Consider the following 20,069-nt stretch of genomic DNA (forward strand, 5'->3'; position numbering starts at 1 on the left):
GGCATGCGATCGGGATCGATCAATGCTGCACCACGGACGGTCGGAACTGATCGCCCGAAGGATGCAACCGGGACGGCGTTCCTGAGTGTCCGATGAAGAGATCGTCGTCATTCCTGGAAGCCGCCGGGTGACCGGAGAGTGGCGTGACGGTGACGTCTCACCCCTTGGGGCAGGGTGATGCCCCCTTGGCCCTGCCGATCGGCGGGAGTGAGTACGACCAACGTATGAATGTGGCATAGGGTCCGATCCGGTTGCATGGTTCCCAGGAACTTCCCAGGAACCGGTGACCGGTCCGACGTCAGCAGAGGGGAGCGCCGGTGGGCGCCCAGCAGAGCAGGAGCCCGTGGCCGGGCACCCTGGCGGCCGGTGCCGCGCTCGTGCTGGGGGCGTGGCTGCTGCACGACGGCCCGTCCGCCGTGCTCCCCCCGGCCCCCGGCGCCGGGCAGGCCCTCACCGGCTTCGCCCCGGTCTCGGTGGTGCCGCCGCTCGGCCCCTCCCGGCCGACCCGGATCCGCATCCCCGCCGTCCGGCTCGACGCCCCGGTCACCGGCCTCGGTCTCGACCGGGACGGCCGCCTCCAGACCCCGCCGCAGGAGGACCGCAACCTCGCCGGCTGGTACCGGGACGGCGCCGCCCCCGGGCAGCGCGGCACCGCGATCATCGCCGGCCACGTCGACAACGACAGCGGGCCCGCCGTCTTCTACCACCTGGGCGCCCTGCACCGCGGGGACCGGATCGAGATCCTCCGCGAGGACGGCCGGACCGCCGTCTACCAGCTCTACGCCATCGAAGTGCACGACCGAAAGGACTTCCCGGACGAGCGGGTGTACCGCCAGGCCGCCGACGCCCAACTCCGGGTGATCACCTGCGGCGGAGGCTTCAGCGAGGAGCACGGCTACGACGGCAACGTCGTCGCCTACGGCTTCCTCGCCGGCACCACGCGTCCCGGGAAACCGGTATGACCTCCCTCGCCCTCACCACCGCCGCCACCGAACTCGCCGTTCGCTGGAACCCGCTCGACTGGCCGCTCACCCGCGGCCCGATCCCGTACGCCGTGCTCGCCGCCGGCTGCGCCTCGCTGGTGCTGCTGTCCCTCTCCCGCGACCGGCGCTGGCTCGGCCTGCGCCCGGCCGGTGCCGCGCTGCTCACCGCCGCCGTCACCGCCGCGATCAAGATCGTCGTGGACGGGTGGTGGCACCCCTTCCCGGAGGGCACCCCCGACTACGTGCTCGGCTGGGTCGCGCTCGCCGTCTTCGCCCTGGCCCTGGCCGGCTTCCGCGCCCCGCTGCTGCCCGGCCGGCGGCGGTTCCTGGCGGCCGGCGGTGCGGTCCTGGTGGTGCTGATGGCGGCCTCGCAGGTCAACCGCGGCTTCGACCAGTACCCGACGGCCCGCGTCATGCTGGCGCCGAGGACCCAGGCGCTGACCACCGGCAAGGCGCCCGAGGTGGTCGCCGTGCCGGCCGGCAAGGTGCTGGAGGAGGTCTGGCAGCCCCCGGCCGGCCTGCCGGAGAAGGGCACCGTCTCGACCGCGCCGATCCCCGGGAGCAAGTCCGGCTTCGAGGCCCGCGACGCCTACGTCTACCTGCCCCCCGCCTACCAGGCCAGCCCCCGGCCGCTGCTGCCGGTGCTGGTGCTGATGGCCGGCCAGCCCGGCAACCCGTCCGACTGGGTGAACTCCGGCGGCATGCAGGAGCGGCTGGACGCCTTCGCCGCCGAGCACCGGGGCCTCGCCCCGATCGTGGTGATGGTGGACCAGATCGCCACCATGTGGGGCAACAGCCTCTGCATGGACTCCAACGTCGCCCGGGCCCAGACCTACCTCGCCGAGGACGTGCCCGACTGGATCCGCGGCCACCTGCAGACCGCCGCCGGCCGCGGCGCCCTCGCCATCGGCGGCGCCTCGCTCGGCGGCACCTGCGCGCTCCAGCTGGCCGTCAACGCCCCGCACGTCTACGGGTCGTTCATCGACATCTCCGGCCAGGACGAGCCCACCCTCGGCAGCCACGGCGAGACCGTCGAGAAGGCCTTCGACGGCGACGAGAAGGCCTTCGCGGCCGTCGACCCGGCGCAGCTGATGGCCACCCGCCGGTACCCGGACACCGCCGGCGTCTTCGCGGTCGGCGCCGGTGACGACGACTTCCGCCCGCAGCAGGAGACCATGTACGCCGCCGCGCAGAAGGCAGGGATGAAGGTGGAGTTCCAGCCGATCCCCGGGGGCCACAGCTGGACGGTGTTCCGCGAGGCGCTCGACCGCAACCTGCCCTGGCTCGGCCGGCAGACCGGGATGACCCGGTGATCCGGCTCGGCGCCGCGCCCGCCCGCGGCCCGGTGGGCGAACGGACGTCGCGGCGGGACGGCGAACCGCCGGGCCCCAGGGTCCCCGAGCAGTCCCGCGGCACGGGCTCCGCCCCCGCCCCGGACGCCCCCGGCCCCGGGGCCCCCGCACCGCGCTCCCCGCGGCGCCTCGCCGGCGCCGCCGCCGGACTCGGCGCCCGGGTGGCCGTCCGGCTCGGCGAGGCCCCGCTGACCCTGGTGCTGCTGGTCGGCCTCTGGGCCGTCGGCGCCGCCACCGGCAGCCTCGGCCGCGGCCCGTCCGAGGCCCTGCTGGAGCAGGTGGGCGTCGGCACCCCCACCCTCGGCGCGGGCCGCTGGTGGACGCCGTTCACCTCGCTGTTCTGGTGCTCCGGCACCGGCGCCTACGTCTTCACCAGCCTGCTGCTGCTCCTGGTCGCCCCGGCCGCCGAGCGCCGGCTCGGCCCGCTGCGCACCCTCGGGGTGGTGGTCGCCGGGCAGCTGGCCGGCACCCTGGCCGGCACCGGCGTGGTCGCGGCCGGGGCCGCGTTCGGCGAGCAGTGGACCGCCTCGGTGGTCGGCCAGACCGCCGTCGGCCCCGGCGTCGGCCTGTTCGCGCTGGCCGGCGTGCTGGGCTACCGGCTGACCGTGCTCTGGCGCCGCCGCCTGCACCTGCTGGTGGTGCTGGTCCCGCTGGTGATGACGCTGTACGTGGGGCACCTGCAGAGCGTGCAGCGCTTCTGCGGCGCCCTGGCCGGACTGGCCGCCGGCGCGCTGCTCACCCGCGGCCGCCCGCACCTGCGCTCGCACCGTTCCTCGCACACCGAGACCCGGGTGCTGGTGGCGCTCTGCCTGGTCGCCGCCGCACTCGGCCCGCTGATCGCCTCGCTGTACGACAACGCGGCCGGCCCGTTCAACACCTTCTCGGAGATCTACCTCTCGCACCGGCTCAGCCCCGACGAGGTCGCCGACTTCTGCGCCGTCTCGGCCCACGACTGCGCCCGCGCCCACGCCGTCGAGCGGATCTTCGACACCCCGGCCCGGCTGATGGCCGCGCTCTTCCCGGCCCTGCTGCTGGTGCTGGCCGAGGGGCTGCGCCGGGGCCTGCGGCTCGCCTGGCGGATCACCGTCGCCACCGAACTGCTCTGGACCGCCATGCTGGTCTGGCTGTTCACCGAGTCCGGCACCGGCCCGGGCGGCGCCCTCCAGTACTTCGTCGAGGCGCTGCTGCTGCCGCTGCTCACCACCGGCCTGCTGCTGGCCACCCGCCAGCGCTTCCCGCTGCGGCTGCCGCGCGCGGTGCTCGGCCGGCTGGCCGCCGTGCTCGGTGGCGCGCTGGTCCTCGCCGGCGCCGCGTACACCGGGCTGGGCGTGCTGGTCTCCGGGCAGTTCGAGCCGGGCGCGACCTTCGGCGGGCTGGTCGCCGGGCTCCCCGCCCAGTACCTGCCGCCCGCCTACAACGACCTGCTGCCCGACTACCCGATCGCGGTCGGCCCGTTCGCCCGGATCCTGGAGACGTACTGCGGGCTCGCCTTCTGGGCGGTCGCGCTGGGCGCGCTGCTGATGGTCTTCCGCCGGCCGGTGGTGCACGTCGACGCCGAGGACGCCGCCCGGGCCCGCACCCTGCTCACCGAGCACGGCGGCGGCACGCTCTCCTTCATCACCACCTGGGACGGCAACCACTACTGGTTCGACGAGGACGGCCGGGCGGCCGTCGCCTACCGGGTGCTGAACACCGTGGCGCTGACCACCGGCGACCCGTTCGGCGACCCGGAGGCACGCGCCCGCGCGGTGGCCGGATTCGCCCGGTACTGCGACGCGCGCGGCTGGACGCCGTGCTTCTACAGCGTCACCCCGGAGACCAGGGCCGCCGCCGGACAGCTCGGCTGGCGCTCGCTGCAGGTCGCCGAGGACACCGTGGTCGCCCTGCCGGGCCTCGCCTTCACCGGCCGCAAGTGGCAGGACATCCGCACCGCGCTCAACAAGGCCGGCAAGCAGGGCATCACCGCCGAGTGGTGGTCCTACGACGAGGCGCCGCTCGCGCTGAAGGAGCAGATCCGGGCCATCTCCGAGGAGTGGGTCTCGGAGAAGGGGCTGCCCGAGATGGGCTTCACCCTCGGCGGCCTGGAGGAGCTGGCCGACCCGGCGGTGCGGCTGCTGGTCGCCGTCGGCGAGGACCGCACGGTGCACGGGCTGACCAGCTGGATGCCGGTCTACGAGAACGGCGAGACGGTCGGCTGGACGCTGGACTTCATGCGCCGGCGCTCGGAGGGCTTCCGCGGCGTCACCGAGTTCCTGATCGCCTCCGCCGCGCTGGGCTTCAAGCAGGAGGGCGCGCGCTTCCTCTCGCTCTCCGGCGCACCGCTCGCCCGCTCCGAGAAGGAGCCGCCGACCGGGCTGCAGAAGACCCTGGACTGGCTGGGCCGGGCGCTGGAGCCGGTGTACGGCTTCCGCTCGCTGCTCGCGTTCAAGGCGAAGTTCCAGCCGGAGTACCGGCCGATGTACATGGCCTACCCCGACCCGGCCGCGCTGCCCAGCATCACCCGGGCGATCGGCAAGGCGTACCTGCCGCACCTCACGCCGGCGCAGGGCGTACGGCTGATGCGCAAGCTCTCGGCGTAGGGGGGCGCCGGAGCGGCCCGGCCACGGCCCGCCCCGGACGGCGGGTGGGCGCATCGCGGCAGCAGCAGGCGCCCGGGCCCGGTCCCGGGCGGCTGCCGACACCTCGCCGGGCCGCTCAGCCGAGCAGCTGGGCGAGGGCGCGGTCGGCGTCCAGGTGCAGGTGCTCCTCGCCCTCGGGGACGAGCAGGCGGCTGCGCCACAGGAAGCGCCGCAGGTCGGCGGTGTCGAACTGGACCATCGCGGTGCCCTCGGGCGCGCGCAGCTCGACCACGGTGCGGCGGCCGAGCGCGGGCCGGACGTGGACGTCGCCGATGCCGGTGGGCACCTCCAGGCCGGCGGCGAGCAGCGGGCGGGCGAAGACCCAGACGATGTCCTCGCAGTCCGGGCCCCCGTCGGCCGGGTCGTCCAGCGAGAACTCGGCGGGGAAGGCCATCCGGACGGCGAGCGGGTCGTCCGGGAGGTAGGTCAGGGTGACCCGCAGCCGGACGGAACGGTGGGCGGAGAGGATGAGGCGGGCCTGGACGGTCTCTTCGGCGATGGCGTGCACGGCGGTTCCCTTCTGTGGGGTGCGAGGCCGGTGGCGGCTGTGGGGTTGGGGCGGCCTCACCCGGAAGAGAGGCGGTGGAGGGGGTTCCGCTTACCGCGTTTTCCCGACTTTCCGACGTGATCCACGTCACATCGATTTCCGGCCGAACCCGCCGCCGACCGGCCCGGTCCACGCCCCGCCCGGCCCCGCCGCGGCCGCCCGAACGGCCCCGGGCCCGGTACGCTGGGCGGGTTGTCCGAACGCCGCCCGACCGTGGGACGGGGCTGCAAAACCGCCTCCGACCTGCGACGATCCCCCCTCGGAGACCGTGAGTACTGCCGCCGCCTCGATGCCGCTCTTCTCCGACGCCCACGAGCCGCACGCGCCCGTCCGGGCCGTCGGCCAAGCCGCGCCGACCTCCTCGCACCACCTGTCCCCGGCCTTCCCCGGCCGTGCCCCCTGGGGCACCGCGGGAAAGCTCCGGGCCTGGCAGCAGGGGGCGCTGGACAAGTACATCGAGAACCAGCCGCGCGACTTCCTCGCCGTCGCGACGCCGGGCGCGGGCAAGACCACCTTCGCGCTGACCCTGGCCTCCTACCTGCTCCACAACCACCTGGTGCAGCAGGTCACCGTGGTCGCGCCGACCGAGCACCTGAAGAAGCAGTGGGCCGAGGCCGCCGCCCGGATAGGCATCAAGCTGGACCCGGCGTACTCCTCCGGGCCGCTCTCCCGGGAGTACCACGGCATCGTGGTCACCTACGCCGGAGTCGGCGTGAACCCGATGCTCCACCGCAACCGGACCGAGGCCCGCAAGACGCTGGTCATCATGGACGAGATCCACCACGCCGGTGACTCGAAGTCCTGGGGCGAGGCCTGCTTCGAGGCCTTCGAGCCGGCCTCCCGGCGGCTGGCGCTGACCGGTACGCCGTTCCGCTCGGACACCAACCCGATCCCGTTCGTCCAGTACGAGGCGGGCGGCGACGGCATCCGCAAGTCGGTCGCCGACTACACCTACGGCTACGGGCACGCGCTCGCCGACCACGTCGTCCGCCCGGTGATCTTCCTCTCCTACAGCGGCAACATGCGCTGGCGCACCAAGTCCGGCGACGAGCTGGAGGCCCGGCTCGGCGAGCCGATGACCAAGGACCTCATCGCCCAGGCCTGGCGCACCGCGCTCTCCCCGCAGGGCGAGTGGATCCCCTCCGTGCTGCAGGCCGCGGACCGCCGGCTCACCGAGGTCCGCAAGGCGATCCCGGACGCCGGCGGCCTGGTGATCGCCACCGACCAGACGGTGGCCCGCGCCTACGCCAAGATGCTGCGCGAGATCACCGGCGAGAAGGTCACCCTGGTGCTCTCCGACGAGACCGAGGCCTCCAAGCGGATCTCCGACTACGCGGCCGGGACCTCGCGCTGGATGGTCGCGGTGCGCATGGTGTCCGAGGGCGTCGACGTGCCCCGGCTCTGCGTCGGCGTGTACGCCACCTCGATCTCCACCCCGCTGTTCTTCGCCCAGGCCGTCGGGCGCTTCGTGCGCGCCCGCAAGCGCGGCGAGACCGCCTCCGTCTTCCTGCCGACCATCCCGATGCTGCTGGGCTTCGCCAATGAGATGGAGCTCCAGCGCGACCACGTGCTGGACCGGCCGAAGAAGGAGGGCGAGGGCCTCTTCGACGAGGAGGACCGGCTGCTCGCCGAGGCCGAGCGGGCCAACGACGGCCCGGACGGCGCGGGCGGCGAGGAGTTCTCCTACGAGGCGCTGGGCTCCGAGGCGGTCTTCGACCGGGTGCTCTACAACGCCATGGAGTTCGGGATGCAGGCGCACCCGGGCAGCGAGGAGGAGGAGGACTACCTCGGCATCCCGGGCCTGCTGGAGCCGGACCAGGTGCAGATGCTGCTGCAGAAGCGCCAGCACCGGCAGATTCAGCGGAGCAAGGGCAAACCGGCCGAGGAGGCCGACCTGCTGGAGCTGCCGGCCGAACAGCGGCCGGTGGTGACCCACCAGGAGCTGCGCGAGCTGCGCAAGGAGCTGAACGCGCTGGTGGCCGCCTGGCACCACCGCACCAGCCAGCCCCACGGGACCATCCACAACGAGCTGCGCCGGCAGTGCGGCGGTCCGCTGACCGCCCAGGCGACGGCCAATCAGCTGAAGGCGCGGATCGCCAGGATCCGGGAGTGGGCGAAGTAACGATCCGTCGGCGTGTCGCGGACAGCGTGACCGTAAAGGTCACATGACGTTCGGATATACGCGAAGGATTTGTGGAGACATTCGGTCGGATGATCGGCTAGTGTTCCGCGTGCCGCGCCGCCTCCGGGCCGCCGACGTCGCACGCCCCCCGTCCGGGGCCGGCCGTCGCAGCCCCCGGTGATTCCGGTCGGCACCTCACCGACCCGGGGGGACATGACGCTCCGTCGTGCGCCCGGGCCTGTCTGTCTTTCAAGGAGTACACCGAACGTGTCGTACCAGCAGCCCTACGCGCAGCAGCCCGAGCTCTCCGACAAGTCGAAGGTCGTCGCGGGCGTCCTGCAGATCCTGCTCGGCGGCCTGGGTGTCGGCCGCTTCTACACCGGCCACATCGGCATGGGCATCGCCCAGCTGCTGACCTGCGGCGGCCTCGGTGTCTGGTCGCTGATCGACGGGATCCTGTTCCTCACCAGCAACGACCGCACCGACGCCCAGGGCCGTCTGCTGCGCAGCTGAGCCTTGGTCACGTCCGCGAAGGCGCGCCGCCCCGGCCGGTCCGGCCGGGGCGGCTTCGCCGTTCCCGAGCGGCTGCGCACGGCCTGGGCGCCGGTCGCGGTGCTGGCCGGCGGTGCGGCCGGTTCCGCGTACCTGTGGTCGCGCGACCCCCATCTGCCGGGGCAGGCGCTGCCGTTCTGCCCCTGGCGCAAGGTCACGGGCCTGGAGTGCCCCGGCTGCGGCGGCACCCGGATGGCCTACGACCTGCTGCACGGCGACCTCGCCGCCGCCTGGCACGACAACGCGGCGCTGCTGCTGGCGCTGCCCCTGGTGGCCGCGCTCTACCTGGTCTGGCTGCGGCACGGCCTGGCCGGCCGGAGCTGGCAGCCGCCGCTCGGCCGGCGCGGGACGGCCGTGCTGCTCGGGGTGGCGGCCGGCTGGACCGTCCTGCGCAATCTCCTCTGACCCGGCGTCTTCCCGACACGATCCGTTCCGGCACGACCCGTTCCGGCGCCTTCCGGTCGTGCGCCGCCCGATCCGTCCGGAACTCGGACTGTGGTCGAACCTGCGAACGCCTGGTCGGGGTGTTCCGTCATATTTTGTCCAGGTTTGGCGAGGCGCGCAAAGTTGATCTTGCCCGAATTTTGGACAAACACTTCCGCCGCCGCAATTCCTTCACTACCTTTCCCACACGCTCTCCCGCCGGGCGACCCCCGCGAGACGGGCGCCGCAGGGCCCCAGGACGTCAAGGACGACTCTCCGCGGCCCGAGCGCGGCCACCCACCTGCGCGCGACATCCGAGTCGTGGACCGGTCAGCCGATCCGCGACCCGCCGCGGAAAGGAATTGCGTGTCGTGACTGCAGAGACCTCCCAGACCCTGGACCGCGGAGTCCGGGTCCTCAAGCTGCTCGCCGACTCGGAACGCGGGCTCACCGTGACCGAGCTGGCGGCCCGCCTCGCCGTCAACCGGACCGTTGTCTACCGGCTGCTGGCCACCCTGGAGCAGCACGGGCTGGTCCGCCGGGACATCGGCGGCCGCGCCCGGGTCGGCCTGGGCGTGCTCCGGCTCGCCCACCGGGTCCACCCGCTGCTGCGCGAGGCGGCGCTGCCCGCGCTGCGCAGCCTCGCCGAGGACCTCGGCGCCACCGCCCACCTCACCCTGGTCGACGGCAACGAGGCGCTCGCGGTGGCCGTCGTCGAACCCAGCTGGACCGACTTCCACGTCGCCTACCGCACCGGGCTGCGCCACCCGCTGGGCGAGAGCGCGGCCGGCCGGGCGATCCTGGAGGCCCGGGCCTTCCCGAGCCAGCGCCGGCCGGAACAGGGCTTCGTCATCACCCGGGCGGAGGAGCAGTCGGGAGCGTCCGGCGCGGCCGCGGCGCTGCTCGGGCTGAGCGGCATCGAGGGCAGCGTCGGCGTGGTGATGCTCAACGGGCTCGTCCCGGAGCGGGTCGGCCCCCGGGTGGTGGAGGCCGCCACCGAGGTCGCCGACGCGCTGCGCTGACCGCCCGCCGGGGCGGGGGCCGTCCGGGTGGCCGTGTGCGTGCCCGCCGGGCGGCCCGGTGTGTTTGGATGCCTCTGTGTCCGACACCAAGCTGCCCCCGGCCCTCACCTCCCCCCGGACCCGCGCCCTCGCGCTCTGCGGAGCGCTGGTCACCGCGCTGTTCGGCGTGGCCGCGTTCGTCCCGCTGCCGTACACGCTGACCTTCCCCGGCGTGACCGCGGACACCCTCGGCAGCTACCAGGACCGGCCGGTGCTCACCATCACCGGCGCGCCGGTCCGCACGCCCCGGGGGCAGCTGCGGATGGTGACCATCTCGGCGACCAACCCGGGGGAGCGGAACACCTTCTGGCGCTCGCTGCAGGCCTGGTTCGACGAGGACGAGGCCGTGCGGCCCACCGAGACCGTCTACCCGCAGGGCGACCCGGCCAAGGCCGAGGAGGTCACCGCCCAGCAGATGACCGAGTCGCAGGACGCCGCCACCGCGGCCGCGCTCTCCTACCTCGGGCTGTCGCCCGCCCAGGTGAAGGTGAAGGTCGACCTCGGCGACATCGGCGGCCCGAGCGCCGGCCAGATGCTCGCGCTCGGCATCATCGACAAGCTCGCCGGGGACGGCAAGGGCGGCGACCTCACCGGCGGGCTGACCGTCGCCGGCACCGGGACCATCGACGACCAGGGCGTGGTCGGCCCGGTCGGCGGGGTGCCGCTGAAGACCCAGGCGGCGGCCCGGGACGGCGCGACCGTCTTCCTGCTGCCCAAGGACGAGTGCGCGGACGCCAAGGTGAACACCCCGGCCGGGCTGCGGCTGGTGCCGGTCGGGACGCTGGCGGAGTCGGTCTCGGCGCTGGAGGCCCTGCACACCGGCGGGCCCGTCGCCACCTGCTGAGCCGCCTCCGCCGTCCGCGCGGCTCCGCCGCTACTCGGCGGCCGCCTGGTCGACCAGCGGCAGGATCCGGTACGGCACCGGGTTCTCCAGGGCGATCGCCGTCGAGGAGCGGACGATTCCGTCGAAGCCGACCACCCGGTCGATCACCCGCTGCAGATCGGCGTTCGACCGGGCCACGATCCGCACCATCATGTCGCCGTGCCCGGTGATGGTGTGCAGCTCCAGCACCTCCGGCACCGCCGACAGGTGCTCGCGCACGTCCGCGCCCTGGCCCTGGGAGATCTCCAGGGTCGCGAAGGCCGTCACCGGATAGCCCAGCGCCGCCGGGTCCACCTCCGGGCCGAATCCGCCGATCACCCCGCGCGCCTGGAGCCGGTCCAGCCGGGCCTGCACCGTGCCGCGCGCCACCTGGAGCCGGCGCGAGCACTCCAGCACCCCGATCCGCGGTTCCTCGGCGAGCAGCCGGATCAGCCGGCCGTCCAGCACGTCGATCGCGTCGTTGGTGCTCCCGGCAGGGCCGCCGGACGCTCCGGAATGTCCCTGCCCGGCAAGCGAGTTGGACGATCCGAGGGCGCCCGGGGAGCTGGGGGAGTGGGCGGGGGGCATCGAGGGCTCCGTCCTCCGGTGGGCATTCTGTACAGCGGTGCGTCCGATTGTCCCGTCCCGGAGCACAGCTTGACCAGGAGGAAACGGAACAGTTGCGCGGACGTCGGCCCGGCGCCACCCTCCAGCCACAACCCCGTGCACCCGTCCCCACCCGGGGCGCCGGGGCGACCCGTGGTCCCGCACCCCGACCGGGAGAGCCGACATGACCGACACCGCCGCCGAACGCGTGCTGCTCGCCGCCGGCCCGGACCCGGCCGGCCCCGGCGCGTCCGGGCCCGTCCCGGCGGGCGCGGAGGAGCCCGGGCTGCTCCCGATGGGCCGCGCCGACGCGGTGGTCTTCGCGGTCGCCGACGCCGAGCGGGCGGCCCGCCGGTACGCGGTCGCGCTCGGGCTGCGCTGCACCGCGTACGCCGGGCCCGAGACGGGCGAGCCGGAGACGGTCTCCTACGTGCTGCGGGCACCCGGGACCAGGTTCGTGCTGACCTCGCTGGTCCGGGCGATCGGGCCGCGCGGCCGGGAGCTGGCCGGGCACCTGGCCCGGCACGGCGAGGGGGTCGTCGACCTCGCGGTGGCGGTGCCGGACGTCTGTTACGCGTACGACTACGCCGTCGACCGGGGCGCCGCCTCGCTCGCCGAGCCCTACGAGGTGCGGGACGCCTACGGCACCGTGCTGCTCGCCGCGATCGAGGTGCCCGGCGGGACCAGACACACCCTGGTCGAGCGCTCCCGGTACCGCGGGCCCTACCTGCCGGGCTACGTGCCCTTCGACCGCTGGTGACCGGCCCGGTCAGCGGACGACCCGGTCGACCCTCGGCGGGTAGCCGTTCCAGGAGACGATCACGGAGTTGGCCTGGTCGTCCTTGGTGAAGTCGACCCGGAACCACTGCGGGCCGTTCCAGACCTGCATCTGCCAGCCCGAGTCCGGCGTCGCGGAGACCAGCGAGGCGTGGTCCGACTGGAGGTCCACGGCGACCCGGCCGCCCGGGACGGGATAACTGTGCACGGAGGACGTGGTGCTGGTGGCCGGTGCCGGGCGGGCCGTGGCCGTCGCGGTGGGCGACGGGGGCGCGGAGGCCGTCGCCCGGGGCGGGGGCGCCGACGCCCGGCCGGTGGACGGCGTCGCGGCCGGCTCGGTGCGGCCGGCCGGCTGCGGCTGCGTCGCCGAGGGCGTCGGCGTGGGTCTCTGCCCGTCGGCCGAGGCCGGCGAGGGCAGGGACAGCGCGGTGGGCTGTTCGAAGGCGGCGCCGGCCAGCACGGTGTGCACGCCGAGCCAGGACAGCGCCACCGCCGCCCCGGTGGCCGCCGCCCAGGCGCCGAGCTGTACCAGTCCGTTCCGCATCGTGCGCACATCCTGCCGTATCCCCCCGGCGCGCAGGCGGGCACCCCGGCACTTCCACAGGGAACTTGCACAAGTGCGGCCGGCCCCGCACAGACCGGCGCGAACCAACCCGAGGTACAGACCAATCGGGGCCGATGGCGTACCGTGCAGCCCCATGGCAACAGTGCTCGTGGTCGAGGACGACCCCTTCGTACGATCCGCCCTCATCCGCCACCTGACCGACACCGGCCACGCGGTTCGCAGCGTGGGCACGGCACTTGAGGCGCTGCGCGAGGTCGCCCAGGTCGGCTGCGACCTGGTGATCCTGGACCTCGGCCTGCCGGATCTGGACGGCAGCGAGGCGCTCAAGATGATCCGCGGCCTGACCAACGTCCCGGTCATCATCTCGACCGCCAGGGACGACGAGGCGGAGATCGTCCGGCTGCTCAACGACGGGGCCGACGACTACCTGGTGAAACCGTTCTCCGGGGAGCACCTGAGCGCCCGGATGGCCGCCGTGCTGCGCCGGCTCGGCGGCGGGGCGGCCCCGGTCAGCCAGGTGCTCCGGGTCGGCGGGCTGGCGATCGACCTCCAGCGCCGGGAGGCCTCGCTGGACGGACGGGCGCTGGACCTGACCCGCCGTGAATTCGACCTGCTGGCCTTCCTCGCGGCCCGGCCGGGCGTGGTGGTGCCGCGCAAGGAGATCCTGGCCGAGGTGTGGCGGCAGACCTACGGCGGCGACCAGACCATCGACGTGCACCTGTCCTGGCTGCGCCGCAAGCTCGGTGAGACCGCGTCCAGTCCGCGCTACCTGCACACCGTGCGCGGGGTCGGGGTCCGGCTGGAGGCCTCCGGACAGGCCACCGGGTCCGGGCCCGTCCCCGTGGAGCGCCGGACATGAGGCGGTTGCGGCACTCGCTGCGCTGGGCGCTGATCAAGGCCGCCGTGGCCGGGACCACCATGGTCGCGCTGGCCTTCCTGATCCCGCTCGGCCTGATGGTCCAGCAGACGGCCCGGGACCGGGCGTTCACGGCCGCCGAGCGGCAGGCCGCGGCGCTCGGCCCGGCGCTGGCCATCACCACCGACGAGGACGCCATCGTCCGGGCGGTGGCCTCCACGGACGCGGGCGGGCAGGGGCGGATGGCGGTGCACCTGCCGCCGCCGGAGTCCGCCGCCGGGTCGGGCACCGCCGCCGGTACGGCCGGCGCCGCGGGCGGGGTGGCCGCGGCGCCGGGCGGGACGGGGACGACGGTGGGCGCCCAGGCGCCCCGGGGCGTGCCGGGGACGGCCGCCGCCGCGGCCTCCGGGCCGGCCGCCGGCGCGACCATCGGCGAGGTCCGGGCGCTGGACGCCGACGTGGCCACCGCGGGCTTCCAGGGGCGCTCGTTCACCGTTCAGGTGCCGGGCGGCTTCGCGCTGCTCCAGCCGTTCGCCGTGGACACCGCGCGGACCGCCGTGGTCGAGGTGTTCGTGGCCGACGACGACCTCACCCGGGGCGTCGCCACCGCCTGGCAGGTGCTCTCCGGCGTCGCGCTCGGGCTGGTCGCCATCTCGGTGCTGGTCGCCGACCGGATGGGCGCCCGGATCGTCGCCTCGGCCCGCCGGCTCGCCGCCGCCGCCCGCGCGCTCGGCGCGGGCGACCTCGCCGTGCGGGTGCCGGTGGAGGGCAAGCAGGCCGCCGGCAGCCCCGCCGAACTGCACGAGGCCGCGCACGCGTTCAACACGATGGCCGACCGGGTGGTGCAACTGCTCGCCGCCGAGCGGGAGCTGGCCGCCGACCTGTCGCACCGGCTGCGCACCCCGCTGACCGTGCTGCGGCTGAACGCCGCGTCGCTCGGCGAGGGCGACGCGGCCGACGCCACCCGGCACGCGGTGTCGCAGCTGGAGCGCGAGGTCGACCAGATCATCCGCTCGGCCCGCCGCGCGCCCGAGGACGCGCCGGCCGTCACCGTCGGCTGCGACGCCGCCGAGGTGATCCGCGAGCGGGTCGGCTTCTGGTCCGCGCTCGCCGAGGACGAGGGCCGCCCCTGGCAGCTGACCGGCGCCGAGCAGGAGACGCCCGTCCCGGTGCAGCGCGGCGACCTGGCGGCGGCGGTGGACGCGCTGCTCGGCAACGTCTTCCGGCACACCGCGGTCGGCACCGCGTTCTCGGTGGACGTCCTGCCCACCGAGAACTCGGTGATCGTGCTGGTCGGGGACGCGGGCCCGGGCTTCACCGACCCGCAGGCGGCGCTGAAGCGCGGCGAGGGCCACGGTGGCGAGGGCTCCACCGGCCTCGGGCTGGACATCGTGCGCAAGCTCGCCGAGGCCACCGGCGGCGACCTCGCGCTCGGTGCGTCGGCCGTGCTCGGCGGCGCCGAGATCCGGCTGCGGCTGCGCCTGCGCCAGGACGGCACCGCCCCGGTGCGGACCGGAAGACGCCGCGGCCGCGGGCCGCTGTTCCCGCGCTGAACGGGGTGGTCGCGGGCGAATGGCGAAAGGTTTCGGCGCCCGGAAGGGGCCCCGTCGGGCCGGGAGGAGGGCTCGCGCCCCTCTTTCTTAAGCGCACCGTAAGGGAGTTCTACCCCTGGCTCAGCAGGCGGTTTCCGGCCATGGGGCGCCGTTAGCGTCATCGGCGTCGGCCACCCGGCCGCACACCTGCCAGCCCCGGAGGTACGCCCCCATGACGACCCCGCAGCCCCACCGCCGCCCCGGCGGCCGCCGTCGGCGCAGCCACAAGGGCGTGCTGATCGGCGCTTCCGCGGTGGCCGCCGCCCTGGTCGCCGGTGGCGTCGTCGTCCTCGCCTCCTCGGCCAGCGCCGCCTCGCTCGGCGCCGTCTACAGCCGCACCAGCAGCTGGGACTCCGGCTTCACCGGCCAGTACCTGGTCACCAACCCGGACAGCAGCGCCATCGAGGACTGGACGCTCAGCTTCGACCTGCCGGCCGGCGCGAAGATCGACTCGCTCTGGAACGCCACCTTCACCGCCGAGGGCCAGCACATCACCGTCCGGCCGGAGGCGTGGAGCAAGCGGCTGGAGCCGGGCAAGAGCATCGTGGTCGGCTTCGTCGCCCAGGGCTCCGGCGCCGCGCAGGGCGAACCGGGCAACTGCCTGATCAACCAGGCCTCCTGCAAGCCCGGTGACGGCACCGTGCCGACCCCGTCCGGCCGGCCGACCACCACCGCGACGGCCTCCCCGTCCGCCCCGGTCTCCGCCACCGCCTCGCCGTCGGCCCCGGCCTCGGCCACCGCGACGGCCACCGCGTCCGCCACGCCCACCGGCTGGCCGACCACCGGGGCGCCGAGCCCGACCGCCACGGCCACCACCGCGCCGACCACCCCGGCCCCGACGGCCACCGCGAGCGCCACCACCACGGCCGCCCCCACCACCCCGGCGCCCACCGCCACCGCGACCGGCACCCCCGCCCCGGCCGGCGGCGCCGGCTTCTCCCCGTTCGTCGACACCTCGCTCTACCCGCCCTACGACCTGGTCGCCACCGCCAAGGCCAGTGGCGTCAAGGACTTCAACCTGGCGTTCGTGGTCTCCGGCGGCGGCTGCACCCCGAAGTGGGGCGGCGTGAGCGACCTCGCCGCCGACGCGGTGGCCGCCCAGATCGGCGCCCTGCGCGCGATCGGCGGCGACGTCCGGGTCTCCTTCGGCGGTGCCAACGGCAGCGAGCCGGCCCTCGCCTGCACCTCGGCCGCCGACCTCGCCGCCGTCTACCAGAAGACCGTCGACGCCTACGGCCTCACGAAGATCGACTTCGACGTCGAGGGCGGCGCGATCGCCAACGCCGCGGCCAACACCCGCCGCGCCCAGGCCATCGTCCAGCTCCAGAAGAACGCCGCCGCCAAGGGCAAGGCCCTGGAGGTCTCCTTCACCCTCCCCGTGCTCCCCTCCGGCCTGACCCAGGAGGGCGTCAACCTGATCGCCGACGCCAAGAACAACGGCGTGGCGATCAGCGCGGTCAACGTCATGGCGATGGACTTCGGCGACGGCGTCGCCCCCAACCCGCAGGGCCAGATGGGCAAGTACGCCATCGCCGCGGCCACCGCCACCCAGGCCCAGGTGAAGAGCGTGCTCGGGCTCGACGACGCCGCCGCCTGGCGCAAGGTCGCCGTCACCCCGATGATCGGCGTCAACGACGTCGCCAGCGAGGTCTTCACCGTCGCCGACGCCAAGCAGCTCGCCGACTTCGCGAAGAGCAAGCACCTGGCCTGGCTGTCGATGTGGTCCGGCACCCGCGACAAGGCCTGCGAGGGCGGCGCCAAGCCCTACGCCGACGCCAGCTGCAGCTCGATCGTCCAGCAGCCGCTGGAGTTCACCCGGGCCCTCGGCGCCTACACCGGCTGACCCCCGCCCCACCGACTCCGGCCGTCCGTGCCCCGACCGCAACGGGGCACGGCCGGCCGGCACCATGTCCGGCCGGTCACGCTGCGTGACCGAATCGATCCGGGCCGGCCGCGGGGCATCGGGTATCGTCGCTGGTTGGCCGACCGGCGGACGGAGCGAAGAGTGACAGCGGTGCAAGACGAGCGCGGCATGGTGCCCAGCGCACCGGACCGGGCGCCCGCCCCCCTGTCGGACCGGCTGCGCACCGCCCTCGGCGCACCCCTGCGCGCCCTGCGCGAGGCCCCGCGCCGCCCGCTGCTGGCCGTCTCCGCGGTCGCGTTGTTCTCGCTGCTCGCCTACGCGGTGGTCCGCCACTTCGCGCACACCTCGATGGTGGACATGATCGTCTACCGGGCCGAGGGCGCCGCCGTCGCCAACGGCGAGGACCTCTACGGACTGCGCGTCACCCAGTGGAACCTGCCCGCCACCTACCCGCCGTTCGCCGCGATGCTGTTCGTGCCGACGACCTGGTTCCCGATCCCGTTCCTGAGGGTCGCGGTCACGCTCTGCAACCTCGGACTGCTGGCGCTCTTCGCCCACCTGTCCTTCAAACTGGTCGGCTGGCCACGCCGGGACCTGCGCGCGATCGGCGTGATCCTGGTCACCGGCGCCGGCGTCTGGCTCGAACCCGTCTACACCACGCTGCGCTACGGCCAGATCAACCTCGCCCTCGCCTGCCTCATCCTCTGGGACCTCACCCGCCCCGACGGGCGCCGCAGCAAGGGCGTCGCGATCGGCATCGCCGCCGGCATCAAGCTCACCCCCGGCCTGTTCGCGGTCTACCTGCTGCTCACCGGCCGGATCCGGGCCGCGCTCGTGGCCGGCGCGACCTTCGTCGGCACCTTCCTGCTCGGCGCGCTCGTCCTGCCCGACGCCACCTGGGGCTTCTGGACCAAGTACCTCTACGACTCCTCGCGGGTCGGCAAGACCGAGATCGTCGACAACCAGGCGCTCAGCGGCGCCGTCGCCCGGCTGCTGCACACCGCCGAACCGGGCACCGTCGCCACCCTGGCCGCCGCCGTCGTCGCGGTGGCCGGCCTCGGCGTGGCCGCCTGGGCCGCCCGCAGCGCGCGCTGGCTGTCGCGCTCCGAGGCCTGGGGCGTCTGCTGCACCGCCGTCACCGCCGTGCTGATCTCGCCGATCAGCTGGACCCACCACTGGGTCTGGTGCGTGCCGGTGCTCGTCCTGCTCGGTTGTGAGGCGGCGGTCGAACGGGCCCGTCCGGCCGCCGTCCGGAAGGTCCGCTGGCGGGCCGCCTTCGCGGCCGCACTGGTCGCCTTCCTGTCCTTCGCGATGTGGCTCGCCAAGCCGCAGGGCGCGCTGGTGCTGGAGCTGTCGCCGCTGCGTCAGATCCCGACCTCGGTCTACCCGCTCGTCGGGATCTGTTTCCTGCTGGCCGCCGCGCTACGCGTGCGCGCCCGGCGCCTGGCGGCCGGTGCGCCCGCGGCGGCGCTGCCCGGCCAGCGCGGCGGCGGACGGCCGGACTCCGCGCGCGAGCGTCAGCAGGCCCCCGCGGCCCGCTGATCCGTCAGGGCCGCCGGGGGCGGTGCGGCGCCTCACGCGAGCAGGGCGGCCAGCGAGCCGTCCATGTCCAGCGCGGCCATCTCGCTGCCCGGCGGCACCAGCCGGTGCGCCCGCTCCAGCCAGGCGGCCACCGCCGGCAGCGGCGCCTCCAGCAGCGCGTCCCCGGCCGGCGAGCTCAGCGCCAGGCAGAGCACGCTGCGCCGGCCCGAGCGGGTCGGCCAGATCCGCACGTCGCCCTGGCCGCAGGGCCGGAAGGTGCCCTCCACCAGCAGCTCGCGGGCGAACACCCAGGTCACCGGCGAGCCGGTGTCCAGGTGGAAGGTGATGTGCACGGCGTAGGGGTCGTGGCTGCCGTACGACAGCCGGGCCGGCACGGGGACGCTGTGCTCGGGGGAGAGCACCAGGTTGAGCTCCAGCTCGTGCTCGACCACGCTCGTCGGGCGCTCCATGATCGGTTCCTCTCTGCCTGCGGTTCGTGCCCGGGTGCGGGCCCTGTGACCTTGGAGAGCGCGACGGGGGAGCGCTCTTACACAGGTTTCCGGGAATTCCCGGGATTTCTTGCGAAGATCCGTCGGCGGGGGTGCGGGGAGTGGTGAACGTCGGACTTCGGGGGCGCGTGGTCGGGCGTACGCGCCGTCTTCCTTACCGTGGGCGGCCCTGGCCTGTCCGGTGAATGGCCAACTTCACGCCGTCCGTCCGCCGAGGTACTACCCTTTGTGACTGCCCGGCGACTGTCCGCCTCCTCGGCGGCACCCCTCGCGCGCCGGCGGCGGAGCCACCCGGGTCGCCCGTGCCACCGTCGCGCGCACCCTCGCCGGGCGCGCCGCATCGGCCTGCCAGGAAAGCGAGCCCCCATGACGGACCGGCCCTTCGCCGGCGGCAGCACGGACACGGCCGCCGGCCCCGCGCCGGGCTACTACCCCGACCCCTCCATCCCCGGCTACGTCCGCTACTGGGGCGGCTCGGCCTGGGTGCCCGGCACCAGCCGGCCCGCCCCGGCCGAGGGCGAGGTGCTCGAACCGCCCCGGTACGCGACCCGCCGCCCGGGGGTGGCGCCCGGCGGGGGCGGGGCGGGGCGGTACGTGCCGCCGCCGGTGGCGGTGGCCGCCGAGCCGGCGGGGGAGCCCGAGGGGCGGAGGACGCCGTCCGGCGGGGACAGCGGGCCGGTGTACCTGGACCAGACCGGGGGCGGGGCGTCGTTCACCTTCGTGGTGCCGGAGAACGGGCCGGTGTTCCGGCGCGGTGGGGAGCGGGCGCCTGCGGCGGGGGCCGGGCGGGCGTTCGAACGGGTGCCGGGGCCGGCGGCGGAGCCGGAGCCGGTGGCGGGCGCGGTGTTGCTGCCGGAGCCGTGCCCGGAGGCGGGGCCGGTGCCGGAGCCCGGACCGCGTCCGGGGCCCGAGCCGGCCGGGTGGCAGGCGGATCCCCGGGCGCAGCACGGGCTGGGCGAGCCGGGCGACGAGTCGCGCTGGGTGTCCTGGGGAGTGCTGCCGGAGGCGGCGGAGGGGCCGCCCGCCGAGGCGTCGCCCGTGCCCGGGCCGGCCGGCCCGCGGTCCGTCCCTGCTCCGGCCCCGGTGCCGGAGCAGGTGCCGTCGCCGTCGCCGTCGCCGCAAGCGCCTCCGGTGGAGGTGGAGGCGGAGGCCGGGGCGGACGCCGAACCCGTCCCGTCCGCCGCCCCCGCCCCCGCCCCCGCCCCCGCCCCCGCCCCCGCCCCCGCGCCCGCCGCCGTGCGGCCCCCCGCCCCCCGGCC

Annotated in this window: 18 protein-coding genes; 14 read left to right on the forward strand and 4 right to left on the reverse strand. The window is 75.0% G+C overall.

Annotated elements, in window-relative coordinates; all coding sequences use genetic code 11:
• Nucleotides 1-317: 317 nt before the first annotated feature.
• The 3 genes from ACFXAM_RS19700 to ACFXAM_RS19710 are packed head-to-tail and all read left to right on the forward strand — an operon-like array spanning nt 318 to nt 4,914.
• Complete coding sequence (locus ACFXAM_RS19700) at nt 318-962, forward strand: class F sortase (RefSeq protein WP_380292869.1); 645 nt, start codon at nt 318-320, stop codon at nt 960-962.
• The gene (locus ACFXAM_RS19705; RefSeq protein WP_380292871.1) at nt 959-2,296 is read left to right on the forward strand and encodes an alpha/beta hydrolase; all 1,338 of its coding nucleotides are present in this window, start codon (nt 959-961) and stop codon (nt 2,294-2,296) included. The genes ACFXAM_RS19700 and ACFXAM_RS19705 overlap by 4 nt, the downstream gene beginning before the upstream one ends.
• On the forward strand, nt 2,293-4,914 hold the full coding sequence (locus tag ACFXAM_RS19710) for a bifunctional lysylphosphatidylglycerol flippase/synthetase MprF (protein ID WP_380292873.1): 2,622 nt from the start codon (nt 2,293-2,295) through the stop codon (nt 4,912-4,914). Before ACFXAM_RS19705 ends, ACFXAM_RS19710 begins: the two co-directional genes overlap by 4 nt.
• A gap of 115 nt (nt 4,915-5,029) precedes the next feature.
• On the opposite strand, the gene ACFXAM_RS19715 is transcribed toward ACFXAM_RS19710, so the two are convergent.
• Nucleotides 5,030-5,461, reverse strand: a complete 432-nt coding sequence (locus ACFXAM_RS19715) for an SsgA family sporulation/cell division regulator (protein ID WP_380292875.1) — start codon at nt 5,459-5,461, stop codon at nt 5,030-5,032.
• Nucleotides 5,462-5,789: 328 nt separating this feature from the next.
• Between ACFXAM_RS19715 and ACFXAM_RS19720 the strand changes: the two genes are divergently transcribed.
• The 5 genes from ACFXAM_RS19720 to ACFXAM_RS19740 all read left to right on the forward strand — a co-directional run bounded on the left by ACFXAM_RS19720 (nt 5,790) and on the right by ACFXAM_RS19740 (nt 10,502).
• Nucleotides 5,790-7,622 carry a DEAD/DEAH box helicase gene (locus ACFXAM_RS19720; protein ID WP_380292900.1) on the forward strand — a complete coding sequence of 611 codons (1,833 nt, stop codon included), beginning with the start codon at nt 5,790-5,792 and terminating at the stop codon, nt 7,620-7,622.
• A 267-nt stretch (nt 7,623-7,889) separates the two neighbouring features.
• The gene (locus ACFXAM_RS19725; protein ID WP_380292877.1) at nt 7,890-8,135 is read left to right on the forward strand and encodes a TM2 domain-containing protein; all 246 of its coding nucleotides are present in this window, start codon (nt 7,890-7,892) and stop codon (nt 8,133-8,135) included.
• A 3-nt stretch (nt 8,136-8,138) separates the two neighbouring features.
• Complete coding sequence (locus ACFXAM_RS19730; RefSeq protein WP_380292879.1) at nt 8,139-8,579, forward strand: DUF2752 domain-containing protein; 441 nt, start codon at nt 8,139-8,141, stop codon at nt 8,577-8,579.
• A gap of 389 nt (nt 8,580-8,968) precedes the next feature.
• Nucleotides 8,969-9,619 (forward strand): IclR family transcriptional regulator, encoded by a 651-nt coding sequence (locus ACFXAM_RS19735; protein WP_270146684.1) that lies wholly within the window; start codon nt 8,969-8,971, stop codon nt 9,617-9,619.
• A gap of 76 nt (nt 9,620-9,695) precedes the next feature.
• On the forward strand, nt 9,696-10,502 hold the full coding sequence (locus tag ACFXAM_RS19740) for a S16 family serine protease (protein ID WP_380292881.1): 807 nt from the start codon (nt 9,696-9,698) through the stop codon (nt 10,500-10,502).
• 30 nt (nt 10,503-10,532) lie between these two features.
• Here ACFXAM_RS19740 and ACFXAM_RS19745 read toward each other — a convergent pair whose 3' ends face one another.
• On the reverse strand, nt 10,533-11,108 hold the full coding sequence (locus ACFXAM_RS19745) for an Lrp/AsnC family transcriptional regulator (RefSeq protein WP_380292883.1): 576 nt from the start codon (nt 11,106-11,108) through the stop codon (nt 10,533-10,535).
• Between the two features lie 202 nt (nt 11,109-11,310).
• Between ACFXAM_RS19745 and ACFXAM_RS19750 the strand changes: the two genes are divergently transcribed.
• Entirely contained in the window at nt 11,311-11,886 is a 576-nt protein-coding gene (locus ACFXAM_RS19750) for a VOC family protein (RefSeq protein WP_380292885.1), read from the forward strand.
• Between the two features lie 9 nt (nt 11,887-11,895).
• Here ACFXAM_RS19750 and ACFXAM_RS19755 read toward each other — a convergent pair whose 3' ends face one another.
• Complete coding sequence (locus ACFXAM_RS19755; protein ID WP_380292887.1) at nt 11,896-12,447, reverse strand: hypothetical protein; 552 nt, start codon at nt 12,445-12,447, stop codon at nt 11,896-11,898.
• 154 nt (nt 12,448-12,601) lie between these two features.
• Here ACFXAM_RS19755 and ACFXAM_RS19760 point away from each other — a divergent pair, with 154 nt between their 5' ends.
• The 4 genes from ACFXAM_RS19760 (at nt 12,602) to ACFXAM_RS19775 (ending at nt 18,322) form a co-directional block, all read left to right on the forward strand.
• Nucleotides 12,602-13,327 carry a response regulator transcription factor gene (locus tag ACFXAM_RS19760; RefSeq protein WP_380292889.1) on the forward strand — a complete coding sequence of 242 codons (726 nt, stop codon included), beginning with the start codon at nt 12,602-12,604 and terminating at the stop codon, nt 13,325-13,327.
• Nucleotides 13,328-13,344: 17 nt separating this feature from the next.
• Entirely contained in the window at nt 13,345-14,877 is a 1,533-nt protein-coding gene (locus ACFXAM_RS19765; protein WP_380292902.1) for a sensor histidine kinase, read from the forward strand.
• Nucleotides 14,878-15,088: 211 nt separating this feature from the next.
• Nucleotides 15,089-16,759, forward strand: a complete 1,671-nt coding sequence (locus tag ACFXAM_RS19770) for a cellulose binding domain-containing protein (RefSeq protein WP_380292891.1) — start codon at nt 15,089-15,091, stop codon at nt 16,757-16,759.
• Nucleotides 16,760-16,921: 162 nt separating this feature from the next.
• Nucleotides 16,922-18,322 carry a glycosyltransferase 87 family protein gene (locus ACFXAM_RS19775; protein ID WP_380292893.1) on the forward strand — a complete coding sequence of 467 codons (1,401 nt, stop codon included), beginning with the start codon at nt 16,922-16,924 and terminating at the stop codon, nt 18,320-18,322.
• Between the two features lie 32 nt (nt 18,323-18,354).
• On the opposite strand, the gene ACFXAM_RS19780 is transcribed toward ACFXAM_RS19775, so the two are convergent.
• Complete coding sequence (locus tag ACFXAM_RS19780) at nt 18,355-18,771, reverse strand: SsgA family sporulation/cell division regulator (protein ID WP_380292894.1); 417 nt, start codon at nt 18,769-18,771, stop codon at nt 18,355-18,357.
• A gap of 405 nt (nt 18,772-19,176) precedes the next feature.
• Between ACFXAM_RS19780 and ACFXAM_RS19785 the strand changes: the two genes are divergently transcribed.
• Nucleotides 19,177-20,069 (forward strand): DUF2510 domain-containing protein (locus tag ACFXAM_RS19785; protein ID WP_380292896.1); only part of this gene is annotated, 893 nt, incomplete at its 3' end.

Source organism: Kitasatospora sp. NPDC059462, from assembly GCF_042749955.1.
Taxonomy (GTDB): Bacteria; Actinomycetota; Actinomycetes; order Streptomycetales; family Streptomycetaceae; genus Kitasatospora.

Excerpts from the sequence above, each read along its gene's own strand:
- ACFXAM_RS19720 (WP_380292900.1), top strand. The coding sequence starts at position 5,790 with ATGCCGCTCTTCTCCGACGCCCACGAGCCGCACGCGCCCGTCCGGGCC.
- ACFXAM_RS19770 (WP_380292891.1), top strand. The coding sequence starts at position 15,089 with ATGACGACCCCGCAGCCCCACCGCCGCCCCGGCGGCCGCCGTCGGCGC.
- ACFXAM_RS19755 (WP_380292887.1), bottom strand. The coding sequence starts at position 12,447 with ATGCGGAACGGACTGGTACAGCTCGGCGCCTGGGCGGCGGCCACCGGG.
- ACFXAM_RS19745 (WP_380292883.1), bottom strand. The coding sequence starts at position 11,108 with ATGCCCCCCGCCCACTCCCCCAGCTCCCCGGGCGCCCTCGGATCGTCC.
- ACFXAM_RS19750 (WP_380292885.1), top strand. The coding sequence starts at position 11,311 with ATGACCGACACCGCCGCCGAACGCGTGCTGCTCGCCGCCGGCCCGGAC.
- ACFXAM_RS19760 (WP_380292889.1), top strand. The coding sequence starts at position 12,602 with ATGGCAACAGTGCTCGTGGTCGAGGACGACCCCTTCGTACGATCCGCC.
- ACFXAM_RS19780 (WP_380292894.1), bottom strand. The coding sequence starts at position 18,771 with ATGGAGCGCCCGACGAGCGTGGTCGAGCACGAGCTGGAGCTCAACCTG.
- ACFXAM_RS19705 (WP_380292871.1), top strand. The coding sequence starts at position 959 with ATGACCTCCCTCGCCCTCACCACCGCCGCCACCGAACTCGCCGTTCGC.